The organism is Pseudomonas sp. GZD-209 (genome assembly GCF_049310485.1).
GTDB classification, from domain to species: Bacteria; Pseudomonadota; Gammaproteobacteria; order Pseudomonadales; family Pseudomonadaceae; genus Aquipseudomonas; species Aquipseudomonas sichuanensis.
Genome location: NZ_JBMOWQ010000018.1, coordinates 1 through 12076 on the forward strand (window position 1 = coordinate 1; position 12076 = coordinate 12076).

9 protein-coding genes are annotated in these 12076 nt (G+C 65.0%); 4 read left to right on the top strand and 5 right to left on the bottom strand.

Annotated elements, in window-relative coordinates:
* Window positions 1-90: 90 nt before the first annotated feature.
* The 5 genes from prpF to ACO6VM_RS02750 all read right to left on the bottom strand — a co-directional run bounded on the left by prpF (window position 91) and on the right by ACO6VM_RS02750 (window position 7059).
* A complete protein-coding gene (prpF, locus tag ACO6VM_RS02730) occupies window positions 91-1281 on the bottom strand; it encodes a 2-methylaconitate cis-trans isomerase PrpF (protein ID WP_125858140.1) in 1191 nt (396 codons plus the stop codon).
* A 132-nt stretch (window positions 1282-1413) separates the two neighbouring features.
* The gene (gene acnD, locus ACO6VM_RS02735) at window positions 1414-4002 is read right to left on the bottom strand and encodes a Fe/S-dependent 2-methylisocitrate dehydratase AcnD (RefSeq protein WP_422402743.1); all 2589 of its coding nucleotides are present in this window, start codon (window positions 4000-4002) and stop codon (window positions 1414-1416) included.
* A gap of 154 nt (window positions 4003-4156) precedes the next feature.
* Window positions 4157-5284 carry a bifunctional 2-methylcitrate synthase/citrate synthase gene (gene prpC / locus ACO6VM_RS02740; RefSeq protein ID WP_390967528.1) on the bottom strand — a complete coding sequence of 376 codons (1128 nt, stop codon included), beginning with the start codon at window positions 5282-5284 and terminating at the stop codon, window positions 4157-4159.
* A 171-nt stretch (window positions 5285-5455) separates the two neighbouring features.
* Window positions 5456-6346 carry a methylisocitrate lyase gene (prpB, locus tag ACO6VM_RS02745; RefSeq protein WP_110994210.1) on the bottom strand — a complete coding sequence of 297 codons (891 nt, stop codon included), beginning with the start codon at window positions 6344-6346 and terminating at the stop codon, window positions 5456-5458.
* The gene (locus tag ACO6VM_RS02750) at window positions 6343-7059 is read right to left on the bottom strand and encodes a GntR family transcriptional regulator (protein WP_125463491.1); all 717 of its coding nucleotides are present in this window, start codon (window positions 7057-7059) and stop codon (window positions 6343-6345) included. The genes prpB and ACO6VM_RS02750 overlap by 4 nt, the downstream gene beginning before the upstream one ends.
* Window positions 7060-7344: 285 nt before the next feature.
* Between ACO6VM_RS02750 and ACO6VM_RS02755 the strand changes: the two genes are divergently transcribed.
* From ACO6VM_RS02755 to pabB, 4 genes are all read left to right on the top strand, one after another.
* Window positions 7345-7881: an ATP-dependent zinc protease gene (locus tag ACO6VM_RS02755; RefSeq protein ID WP_390967526.1), complete on the top strand. Its 537-nt coding sequence runs from the start codon at window positions 7345-7347 to the stop codon at window positions 7879-7881.
* 5 nt (window positions 7882-7886) lie between these two features.
* Window positions 7887-9422, top strand: a complete 1536-nt coding sequence (locus ACO6VM_RS02760; RefSeq protein WP_390967525.1) for an inactive transglutaminase family protein — start codon at window positions 7887-7889, stop codon at window positions 9420-9422.
* Entirely contained in the window at window positions 9422-10402 is a 981-nt protein-coding gene (locus ACO6VM_RS02765; protein ID WP_125858136.1) for an alpha-L-glutamate ligase-like protein, read from the top strand. Before ACO6VM_RS02760 ends, ACO6VM_RS02765 begins: the two co-directional genes overlap by 1 nt.
* A gap of 259 nt (window positions 10403-10661) precedes the next feature.
* A complete protein-coding gene (gene pabB, locus ACO6VM_RS02770) occupies window positions 10662-12005 on the top strand; it encodes an aminodeoxychorismate synthase component I (RefSeq protein WP_401056997.1) in 1344 nt (447 codons plus the stop codon).
* Window positions 12006-12076: the final 71 nt, after the last annotated feature.

Below are 12076 nucleotides of genomic sequence, written 5' to 3' on the forward strand. Positions count from 1 at the left end.
GGAGCATAACCACTACCCACCGCAGGGTTGTGAGGCGACCTGTTCCTCCCCCCCGCGATGGGCCAGTAAGGCCGAGCGCTGATAGTGCGTTTAGAAGCTATCGCCAGGCACGCGCACCCAGCCCTCCATCAGCACCCGAGCACTGCGGCTCATGATTGCTTTGGTCACGGTCCATTGCCCGTCCACCTGGCGGGCTTGTGCTCCCACGCGCAACGTCCCGGACGGATGACCGAAGCGCACCGCACTTCGTTCGCCACCGCCTGCGGCAAGGTTGACCAGGGTCCCGGGGATCGCCGCTGCCGTGCCAATGGCCACCGCCGCGGTGCCCATCATGGCGTGGTGCAACTTGCCCATGGACAGGGCGCGCACCAGCAAATCGACATCGCCCGCATTGACCACTTTGCCGCTGGAAGCAGTGTAGGTGGTTGGCGGCGCGACGAACGCGACCTTGGGTGTGTGCTGACGCCCGGCAGCCTGGTCGATATGTTCGATCAGCCCCATGCGCACCGCGCCGTGGGCGCGAATGGTCTCGAACCGCGCCAGTGCAGCGACGTCACCGTTGATCGCGTCCTGAAGTTCGGTACCGGTGTAATCGAGGTCGGCGGCGTTGATGAAGATGGTCGGGATGCCGGCGTTGATCAGGGTTGCCTTGAAGGTGCCGACACCCGGCACTTCAAGGTCGTCGACCAGATTGCCGGTGGGGAACATCGCCCCGCCGTCGCCGTCCTCGTCGGCGGCCGGGTCGAGGAACTCCAGCTGCACCTCGGCGGCCGGGAAGGTCACGCCGTCGAGTTCGAAATCGCCGGTTTCCTGCACCTCACCCTCGGTGATTGGCACATGGGCGATGATGGTCTTGCCGATGTTGGCCTGCCAGATGCGCACGGTGGCGACACCGTTGCGTGGCACCCGCGCGGGGTCGACCAGGCCGCCGCTGATGGCGAACGAACCGACCGCAGCCGAGAGGTTGCCGCAGTTGCCGCTCCAGTCGACGAAGGCCTTGTCGATCGACACCTGGCCGAACAGGTAGTCGACATCATGGTCAGGCTTGATGCTTTTCGACAGGATCACGCTCTTGCTGGTGCTGGACGTCGCGCCGCCCATGCCGTCGATCTGTTTGCCGTAGGGGTCGGGGCTGCCGATCACCCGCAGCAGCAGGGCATCGCGGGCGGGGCCTGGGATCTGCGCCTGTTCGGGCAGGTCTTGCAGGCGGAAGAACACGCCTTTGCTGGTGCCGCCACGGATGTAGGTGGCGGGGATTCTGATTTGCGGTACATGTGTCATGGTCAATTCCTGTCTTGCACGACACCCTGTGGGAGCGGGTTTACCCGCGAAGGCGTTTGATCAAGCAACGATGTTGATCCTGCCGACGCATTCGCGGGTAAACCCGCTCCCACAGGGGCCATGCTGCTCCTGTTAGGCCGTGCCTTCCAGGAAGTCCTGGGCAAAGCGCTGCAGCACCCCGCCCGCCTCGTAGATCGACACTTCTTCGGCGGTGTCCAGGCGGCAGGTCACCGGCACCTCGACACGCTCACCATTGCGCCGCGTGACCACCAGGGTCAACGTGGCGCGTGGCTTGCGCTCACCAAGCACGTCATAAACCTCACTCCCATCCAGCCCCAGGGTCTTGCGGTCGGTCCCTGGCTTGAACTCCAGCGGCAGTACGCCCATGCCCACCAGGTTGGTGCGGTGGATACGCTCGAAGCCTTCGGCAACGATTGCCTCGACCCCCGCCAGGCGCACGCCCTTGGCCGCCCAGTCACGGGACGAACCCTGGCCGTAGTCGGCACCGGCGACGATGATCAACGGCTGCTTGCGCTGCATGTAGGTTTCGATGGCTTCCCACATGCGGGTCACCTTGCCTTCCGGCTCGATGCGCGCCAGCGAACCCTGCTTCACGCTGCCGTCGTCCTTGCGCACCATCTCGTTGAACAGCTTGGGGTTGGCGAAGGTGGCGCGCTGGGCGGTCAGGTGGTCGCCACGGTGGGTGGCGTAGGAGTTGAAGTCCTCTTCCGGCAGGCCCATCTTCGCCAGGTACTCACCCGCGGCGCTGTCGAGCATGATGGCGTTGGACGGCGACAGGTGGTCGGTGGTGATGTTGTCCGGCAGCACCGCCAGCGGGCGCATGCCGCGCAGGGTGCGCTCACCGGCCAGGGCGCCTTCCCAGTAAGGCGGGCGGCGAATGTAGGTGCTCATCGGGCGCCAGTCGTACAGCGGCGCAACCTTCGGCCCCTTGTCTTCCTCGATGGTGAACATCGGGATGTACACCTGGCGGAACTGCTCCGGCTTGACCGATGCACGTACCACGGCGTCGATTTCCTCGTCGCTCGGCCAGATGTCCTTCAGGCGGATCTCCTTGCCGTCCACCACACCCAGCACATCCTTCTCGATATCAAAGCGGATGGTGCCGGCGATGGCGTAGGCCACCACCAGCGGCGGCGAGGCGAGGAAAGCCTGCTTGGCGTAAGGGTGGATACGCCCGTCGAAGTTGCGGTTGCCCGACAGCACGGCGGTGGCGTACAGGTCGCGGTCGATGATCTCCTGCTGGATCACCGGGTCCAGCGCACCGGACATGCCGTTGCAGGTGGTGCAGGCGAAGGCGACGATACCGAAGCCCAGCTGTTCCAGTTCCTGTTCGAGCCCGGCCTCCTTGAGGTACAGCTGCACGGTCTTGGAGCCCGGCGCCAGCGACGACTTGACCCACGGCTTGCGGGCCAGGCCGAGCTTGTTGGCGTTGCGCGCCAGCAGGCCTGCGGCGATCACGTTGCGCGGGTTGCTGGTGTTGGTGCAGCTGGTGATGGCGGCGATGATCACCGCGCCGTCCGGCATCTGCCCCGGCACTTCCTGCCACTGCCCGGCAATGCCCTTGGCCGCCAGGTCGCTGGTGGCTACCCGGGCGTGCGGGTTGGACGGGCCGGCCATGTTGCGCACCACGCTCGACAGGTCGAAGCTCAAGGTGCGCTCGTACTCGGCCTTGGCCAGGCTGTCGGCCCACAGGCCGGCGGCCTTGGCGTAGGTTTCGACCAGCTGCACCTGCTGCTCATCGCGGCCGGTGAGCTTGAGGTAGTCGATGGTCTGCTGGTCGATGGCGAACATCGCCGCGGTGGCGCCGTATTCCGGGGCCATGTTGGAGATGGTGGCACGGTCGCCCAGGGTCAGCGCGCTGGCACCCACGCCATGGAACTCGAGGTAGGCACCCACCACCTTCTGCTTGCGCAGGAACTCGGTCAGCGCCAGCACCAGGTCGGTGGCGGTGATGTTCGGCGCCAGGCGACCGGTCAGCTCGACGCCGACGATTTCCGGCAGGCGCATCCACGAGGCGCGGCCGAGCATCACGTTCTCGGCCTCCAGGCCACCGACGCCGATGGCGATCACGCCCAGGGCGTCGACGTGCGGGGTGTGGCTGTCGGTGCCGACGCAGGTGTCCGGGTAGGCCACACCGCGCTCGCTGTGGATCACCGGCGACATCTTCTCCAGGTTGATCTGGTGCATGATGCCGTTGCCCGGCTGGATCACGTCGACGTTCTTGAACGCCTTCTTGGTCCAGTTGATGAAGTGGAAGCGGTCTTCGTTGCGACGGTCTTCGATGGCGCGGTTCTTCTCGAACGCCTGCGGATCGAAACCGCCGCACTCCACCGCCAGCGAGTGGTCGACGATCAGCTGTACCGGCACCACCGGGTTGACTGCGGCAGGGTCGCCGCCCTTGTCGGCGATGGCGTCGCGCAGGCCGGCCAGGTCCACCAGCGCGGTCTGGCCGAGGATGTCGTGGCACACCACGCGGGCCGGGAACCAGGGGAAGTCGAGGTCGCGCTTGCGTTCGATCAGCTGTTCGAGCGACGCATCGAGGGTGGCCGGATCGCAGCGGCGCACGAGGTTTTCGGCCAGTACGCGGGAGGTATACGGCAGGCCGTCGTAGGAGCCCGGCTTGATTGCCTCGACCGCGGCGCGGGCGTCGTAGTAGTCCAGGGCGGTGCCTGGCAGGGACTTGCGGAATGCGCTGTTCATATCGTTATCTGGCTCGGTCACGGTTTACCTGGGCAGACGGCGATCCCGTGGGAGCGGGCTTGCCCCGCGAAAGCATCGGCAGGTCAAGCGCCGTTGCCAGCGCTGCCGCCATCGCGGGGCAAGCCCGCTCCCACAAGAGCTCGTCACCTGCTTATCAACGCTGTTCGATCGGCACGAACTGGCGCTGCTCGACGCCGGTGTATTCGGCGCTCGGGCGGATGATGCGGTTATTGGCGCGCTGCTCGAACACGTGCGCGGCCCAGCCGGTCAGGCGCGAGCAGACGAAGATCGGGGTGAACAGCTTGGTCGGGATACCCATGAAGTGGTACGCCGAGGCATGGTAGAAGTCGGCGTTGGGGAACAGGCGCTTCTGCTCCCACATGGTCTTGTCGATCGCTTCGGAGACCGGGTACAGCACCTTGTCACCCACTTCGTCAGCCAACTGCTTCGACCAGCCCTTGATCACCTCGTTGCGCGGGTCGGACTCTTTGTAGATGGCGTGGCCGAAGCCCATGATCTTGTCCTTGCGCTCGAGCATGCGCAGCAGCTCGGCGGTAGCTTCCTGCGGGCTCTGGAAGCGCTCGATCAGCTCCATTGCCGCTTCGTTGGCACCGCCGTGCAGCGGGCCACGCAGCGAGCCGATGGCGGCAGTGATGCAGGAATACAGGTCCGACAGGGTCGAGGCACAAACCCGGGCGGTGAAGGTCGAGGCGTTGAACTCGTGCTCGGCGTACAGGATCAGCGAGACGTTCATCACCTTGACGTGCAGCGCGCTTGGCTTCTTGCCGTGCAGCAGGTGCAGGAAGTGGCCGCCAATGGTGTCTTCGTCGCTGCTGCAATCAATGCGCACACCGTGATGGGTGAAGCGATACCAGTAGCACATCACGGCCGGGAACAGCGCCAGCAGGCGGTCGGTCTTGTCGTGCTGGGCGTCGAAGGTCAGCTCCGGCTCCAGGGTACCGAGCAGCGAGCAGCCGGTGCGCATCACGTCCATCGGGTGGGCGTCGCGCGGGATGCGTTCGAGCACTTCCTTGAGCGCCTGTGGCAGGTCGCGCAGGCCCTTGAGCTTGCGCTTGTAGTCGGCCAGCTCGGCTTTGCTCGGCAGTTCGCCGTACAGCAGCAGGTAGGCGACTTCCTCGAACTCGGCGCCGGCGGCCAGGTCGCGCACGTCATAGCCGCGGTAGGTCAGGCCGGCGCCGGCCTGGCCGACGGTCGACAGGGCGGTCTGCCCGGCCACCTGGCCACGCAGGCCTGCGCCACTGAGTACTTTTGCTTCGGCCATGGTGTTTCTCCTTTCTTGAATTTGTTATCGAGGTCTTTCTGGCTAATCGGTTTGCCTGTGCCGGCCTCTTCGCGGGTAAACCCGCTCCCACAGGAAAGGCACAGGCTTCAGAGGTGGTGCTGTACCTGTGGGAGCGGGTTTACCCGCAAAGAGGCCGGTGCAGGCATTCACTTATCCTTTTTTCTGGGCGAACAACGCATCGAGGCTCTGCTCGAAGGCGTGGTAGCCGATGGCATCGTAGAGCTCCATGCGGGTCTGCATGGTGTCGATCACGTTCTTCTGCGTGCCGTCGCGGCGCAGGGCGGTGTAGACGTTCTCGGCAGCCTTGTTCATGGCACGGAAGGCCGACAGCGGGTACAGCACCAGCGACACGTCCACCGAGGCCAGCTCTTCGGTGGTGTACAGCGGCGTCGCGCCGAATTCGGTGATGTTGGCCAGGATCGGGGCTTTCACCCGGTCGGCGAAGGTCTTGTACATCGACAGTTCAGTGATGGCTTCCGGGAAGATCATGTCGGCGCCGGCCTCGATGCAGGCGGCGGCACGGTCCAGGGCTGCGTTCAGGCCTTCCACCGCCAGGGCGTCGGTACGCGCCATGATCACGAAGCTGTCATCGGTGCGCGCATCCACCGCGGCCTTGATGCGGTCGACCATCTCCTGCTGGGAGACGATCTCCTTGTTCGGCCGGTGGCCGCAGCGCTTGGCGCCGACCTGGTCTTCGATATGGATGGCGGCGGCGCCGAACTTGCTCATCGACTTGACGGTGCGGGCAACGTTGAAGGCCGAGGCACCGAAACCGGTGTCGACATCCACCAGCAGCGGCAGGTCGCACACGTCGGTGATGCGGCGCACGTCGGTGAGCACATCGTCCAGGTTGCTGATGCCCAGGTCCGGCAGGCCCAGGGACCCGGCGGCGACACCGCCACCGGACAGGTAGATGGCCTTGAAGCCGGCGCGCTTGGCCAGCAGGGCGTGGTTGGCGTTGATGGCCCCGACCACCTGCAGCGGATGTTCGGCGGCAACCGCGTCACGGAAACGCTGGCCGGGCGTGCTCTTCACTGTCATGACTCACCTCGTGGGCTATTGTTGTCGGCGCCTTGGTAGTGACGCTCGATATTGCGTTTGGACGCGCCGATGTGGCGACGCATCAGGAGTTCTGCGAGCTCGCCGTCGCGGGCTTCGATGGCGTCGAGAATGCGGTGGTGCTCGGCAAAGGCCTGGCGTGGCCGGTTGGGCGTGGTCGAGAACTGGAGGCGGTACATGCGCACCAGTTGATAGAGCTCGCCGCAGAGCATCTTGTAGAGGGTCTGGTTGCCGCTGCCCTGGATGATCCGGTAGTGGAAGTCGTGGTCGCCTTCCTGCTGGTAGTAGCCCTGCCCGGCCTGGAACGCGGCGTCGCGCTCATGGGTGTCGAGCACTTCGCGCAGTTCGTCGATGGCGGCCTGGCTCATGCGCTCGGCGGCCAGCCGGCAGGCCATGCCTTCGAGCGACTCGCGGATTTCGTAGAGTTCGATCAGCTCGGCATGGCCGAGCGACACCACCCGCGCCCCGACGTGCGGCACCCGCACCAGCAGGCGTTGGCCCTCCAGCCGGTGAATCGCCTCGCGCAGCGGGCCACGGCTGATGCCATAGGTGCGTGCCAGTTCCGGCTCGGAGATCTTGCTGCCCGGCGCGATTTCGCCTTTGACGATGGCCGCCTGGATGCGCCGGAAGACGTTTTCCGAGAGGGTCTCGGTCTCGTCCTGCAGGATTGGGGTGGCTTGGGCTGTGTCCAGCATGATTGTCGACACCTTCACATTCAATGACGGCAAAACTAGCTAAACAGACTAGAAGAGTCAAAGACAAAAAGAACATTGTCGACAATTGTCTAATAACGAACTTACCGCATCGCCCTGCGGTCTGATCGCGGGTGCGCTGGCGTCAACACATCGGCGTGATAGAATGCCGCGCTCCTTCGGGAGCATGGATACGCTGCCTGTCATCATTTCATGCTGATGGCAGGCCAATAGGGACGCTTGGCCAGTCGCCTTGCCCTGAACCACGCACAGCACCGCGCCAGGATTATGAGACTCATACCCGCTTTACTGCTGCTCTGCCTGACTCTGCTGCCGGCCCTTGCGCCTGCGGCACAGAAAACCGTCTATGGCCTGAACGAATACGCGCGCCTGGGCGACCTCGACCTGGAAGTGGCGGCCAAGCTCGACACCGGCGCCAAGACCGCCTCGCTCAGCGCCCGCGACATCAAGCGTTTCAAGCGCGACGGCGAGAGCTGGGTGCGCTTCTACCTGGCGATCGACGCCGCCCACAAGCACCCCATCGAACGCCCCCTGGCCCGCGTCAGCAAGATCAAGCGCCGCGCCGGGGACTATGACGCCGAGTCCGGCAAGGCCTACACGGCCCGCCCGGTCATCGAGCTCGATATCTGCATGGGCCAGACCCGACGCACCATCGAGGTCAACCTCACCGACCGCAGCGCCTTCCAGTTCCCGCTGCTGATCGGTTCCGAGGCCCTCAAGCACCTGGATGCGCTGGTCGACCCAAGCCTTAAATACGCGGCCGGCAAACCTGCCTGTGCCACCGAAGTTACCAAAGCAGAGTAATTCCGATGCGCTCTCTTACCCTCCACCTGAAAGTCCTGATCACCGTCCTGGTGTTGTTGGGCGTTGCGGTCACGGCCTACCAGATCTTCTTCCTCGGCATCCCGGTGACCGAGGACGAGACCGACGACCTGTGGAACATCGACGCCAAGGTCGAGTTCGTCGCCAGCACCAAGGACCCGGTCAAGGTGCAGATGTTCGTGCCCCCGCTCAACCGTGACTATGTCAGCCTCAACGAGAGCTTCATCTCCAACAACTACGGGGTGAGCGTCAACCGGGTCGATGGCAACCGCAAGGTGACCTGGTCGGCGCGCCGCGCCAGCGGCAACCAGACGCTGTACTACCGCCTGGTACTGACCAAGCGCTACAGCAGCGAAAAAACCAAGATCAAAGGCCCGACCTTCCGCGACAGCCTGGCCATCGAAGGCCCCGAGAAGCTGGCCGCCGAAGCGCTGATGGCGCCGATCCGCCAGCACTCGGCCGACGTCGAGACCTTCGTCGGCGAGACCATCAAACGTGTCAACAATCTCAACGACGACAACGTCAAGCTGCTGCTGGCCGGCGACACCTCGACGATGAAGAAGGCGCAGATCATCGACCTGCTGCTGTCCATCGCCCATGTGCCGCTGGAGAAAGTGCACACCATCCGCCTGGTGGCCGATACCCCGCAAACCCCTGAACTGTGGCTGCGCAGCTTCAACGGCAACGACTGGCTGTACTTCAACCCGGACACCGGCGAACAGGGCCTGCCCAGCGACCGCCTGCTGTGGTGGACCGGCGACGACAACCTGATCACCGTCGATGGCGGCAAGAAGGCCAACGTCACCTTCAGCATGAACAACAGCGAGATGAACGCCATCCGCCTGGCCAAGCTGACCGACGAGAACACCGACGCCGACTTCCTCGAGTACTCGCTGTACGGCCTGCCGCTGCAGACCCAGCAGACCTTCATGATCATGGTGATGATCCCGATCGGTGTGCTGGTGATCCTGGTGCTGCGCAACCTGATCGGCATCCAGACCCTGGGTACCTTCACCCCGGTGTTGATCGCCCTGGCCTTCCGCGAGACACAGCTGGGCTTCGGCATCATGCTGTTCACGGTGATCACCGCGCTGGGCCTGTCGCTACGCTCCTATCTTGAACACCTGAAGCTGCAGATGCTGCCGCGCCTGTCGGTGGTGCTGACCTTCGTCGTGGTGCTGATCGCCGCCATCAGCCTGTTCAGCCACAAGCTGGGCCTGGAGCGCGGCCTGTCGGTAGCGCTGTTCCCGATGGTGATCCTGACCATGACCATCGAGCGCCTGTCGATCACCTGGGAAGAGCGCGGCGGCGGCCATGCCATGAAAGTAGCCATCGGCACCCTGTTCGCCGCGTCCCTGGCGCACTTGCTGATGACCGTGCCGGAGCTGACCTACTTCGTCTTCACCTTCCCGGCGGTACTGCTGGTCCTGGTGGGCTTCATGCTGGCGATGGGTCGCTACCGCGGCTACCGCCTGACCGAGCTCGTGCGCTTCAAGGCATTCCTGAAGAAGGCTGACGCCTGATGTTCGGCCTGATCAAGACGTGGAAAGCCCTGGAGGCCCGGGGCATCATGGGTATCAACCGGCGTAATGCGGACTACGTACTCAAGTACAACAAGCGCAGCCTGTACCCGATCGTCGACGACAAGATCATCACCAAGGAGCGCGCGCTGGCGGCCGGCATCCATGTGCCGGAGATGTACGGCATCATCGAGACCGAGAAGCAGATCGAGAAGCTCCACGAGATCATCGGCGAGCGCACCGACTTCGTCATCAAGCCGGCACAGGGTGCCGGCGGCGACGGTATCCTGGTGATCGCCGACCGCTTCGAGGAACGCTACCGCACGGTCTCCGGCAAGATCATCAGCCACGAAGAGATCGAGCATCAGATCTCCAGCATCCTCACCGGCCTGTACTCGCTGGGCGGGCACCGCGACCGCGCGCTGATCGAGTACCGGGTCACCCCGGACCAGATCTTCAAGAGCATCAGCTACGAAGGCGTGCCGGACATCCGCATCATCGTGCTGATGGGCTACCCGGTGATGGCCATGCTGCGCCTGCCCACCCGCCAGTCCGGCGGCAAGGCCAACCTGCACCAGGGCGCCATCGGTGTGGGCGTCGACCTGACCACAGGGATGACGCTGCGCGGCACCTGGCTGAACAAGATCATCAGCAAGCACCCGGACACCACCAACGCGGTGGACGGCGTGCAGTTGCCGAACTGGGACGGTTTCATGAAGCTTGCCGCCAGTTGCTACGAGCTGTGCGGCCTGGGCTACATCGGCGTGGACATGGTGCTGGACCAGGACAAGGGCCCGCTGATCCTCGAGCTCAACGCCCGCCCTGGCCTGAACATCCAGATCGCCAACGACTGCGGCCTGACCCAGCGCACCCATGCCATCGAGGCGCACATCGAGGCGCTGGCCAAAGAAGGCCGCACCGAGACCGCCGAAGAACGGGTAAAAGTGGCACAAGGCCTGTTCGGACACGTGCACACTGGTTGAACCGTGGGGGGGGGGGGGGGGGGGGGGGGGGGGGGGGGGGGGGGGAGGGAAGAGGAGGGGGGGGGGAATACGACACAAACACGCCCTCCCCCCGCCTCCCCCCCCCCCCCCCCCCCCCCCCCCCCACCCCCCCCCCCCCCCCCCCCACGATGCCATCCAACGCCTCTGCACAACATGTGAATGTCGCCACCAGTGCTAGGCGCATTTCCTACACAGGTCTACAATCGCCCTCCTCGCTTTTTCATCGCCGTCCATTCTGATGCCGACCTGTACGCTCCATCCCCTGCCCTACCAGCCCGACCCCGCGCACTATTTCGCACGCCTGCGCGCAGCGCCCGGCGCGATCTTGCTCGACAGTGCCCGCCCCAACGCCGAACGTGGACGCTTCGACCTGCTCAGTGCCTGGCCGCTGGAGCAACTGCAAGCGCAAACGGCAGAGTCGGGCCAGATGTACCTGCAGCGCCTGCGCAGGGCCTTGGCGGAACTGGGGGCGGCGCAGTTGCCCGATGGCGTGGAACTGCCCTTCGCCGGCGGCCTGATCGGCTACCTGAGCTACGATTTCGGCCGCCGCCTGGAGCAACTGCCCACGCTGGCGATCGACGACCTGGGGCTGCCGGACGCGCAGCTCGGCCTGTATGCCTGGGCACTGGTCAGCGACCATCATGCGCGCACCAGCCAACTGGTGTTTCACCCGAGCCTGCAAGCCGCTGAACGGCAGCGCCTGGTCCAGCTGTTCGAAGCACCCGCCCAGGCCGGCAGCAGCGAATTCAAGCTGCTCGCGCCCATGGCGGGCGACCTGTCACCTGGGCAATACCGCTCGGCCTTCGACAAGGTCCAGCAGTACATCCAGGCGGGCGACTGTTACCAGATCAACCTTACCCAACGCTTCCGCGCCCCCTGCCAAGGCGACCCGTGGCACGCCTACCAGGCCCTGCGCGCCGCCTGCCCGACGCCGTTTTCCGGCTATCAGCAGCTGGACGCCGGCACGGCGCTGCTGAGCTTTTCCCCGGAGCGCTTCGTGCGCGTCAGCCAGGGCGATGTCGAAACCCGCCCGATCAAGGGCACCCGGCCGCGCAGCGCCGACCCTGTGGCAGATGCGCGCAACGCTGCCGAACTGCTGGCCAGCCCCAAGGATCGCTCAGAGAACCTGATGATCGTCGACCTGCTGCGCAACGACATCGGCCGCACCTGCCAGATCGGCTCGGTGAAGGTGCCGGAGCTGTTCAGCCTGGAGAGCTACCCCAATGTCCATCACCTGGTCAGCAGCGTCACCGGGCGCCTGGCACCCGGCAACGACGCACTCGACCTGATCGGCGGCAGCTTCCCGGGCGGCTCGATCACCGGCGCGCCGAAGATTCGGGCGATGCAGATCATCGATGAGCTGGAGCCCGCCCGCCGGGCGCTGTATTGCGGCTCGCTGCTGTACATCGACGTGCGCGGCGAGATGGACAGCTCCATCGCCATTCGCAGCCTGCTGGTCAAGGACGGCCAGGTCAGTTGTTGGGGCGGCGGCGCGGTGGTGGCCGACTCCGACTGGCAGGCCGAGTACGAAGAGTCGATCGCCAAGGTGCGGGTGCTGATGGAGACCTTGCAGGGCCTGTAAAGCATCGCGGGGCAAGCCCGATCCCCAAATGCACCAACACCGGGGCGGGAGTGCCCCCCAAACCCTATACT

Coding starts and splice junctions, on each gene's coding strand:
- prpF (WP_125858140.1), bottom strand. CDS start 1,281: ATGACACATGTACCGCAAATCAGAATCCCCGCCACCTACATCCGTGGC.
- ACO6VM_RS02760 (WP_390967525.1), top strand. CDS start 7,887: ATGCGCTCTCTTACCCTCCACCTGAAAGTCCTGATCACCGTCCTGGTG.
- pabB (WP_401056997.1), top strand. CDS start 10,662: ATGCCGACCTGTACGCTCCATCCCCTGCCCTACCAGCCCGACCCCGCG.
- ACO6VM_RS02765 (WP_125858136.1), top strand. CDS start 9,422: ATGTTCGGCCTGATCAAGACGTGGAAAGCCCTGGAGGCCCGGGGCATC.
- prpC (WP_390967528.1), bottom strand. CDS start 5,284: ATGGCCGAAGCAAAAGTACTCAGTGGCGCAGGCCTGCGTGGCCAGGTG.
- ACO6VM_RS02755 (WP_390967526.1), top strand. CDS start 7,345: ATGAGACTCATACCCGCTTTACTGCTGCTCTGCCTGACTCTGCTGCCG.
- acnD (WP_422402743.1), bottom strand. CDS start 4,002: ATGAACAGCGCATTCCGCAAGTCCCTGCCAGGCACCGCCCTGGACTAC.
- ACO6VM_RS02750 (WP_125463491.1), bottom strand. CDS start 7,059: ATGCTGGACACAGCCCAAGCCACCCCAATCCTGCAGGACGAGACCGAG.
- prpB (WP_110994210.1), bottom strand. CDS start 6,346: ATGACAGTGAAGAGCACGCCCGGCCAGCGTTTCCGTGACGCGGTTGCC.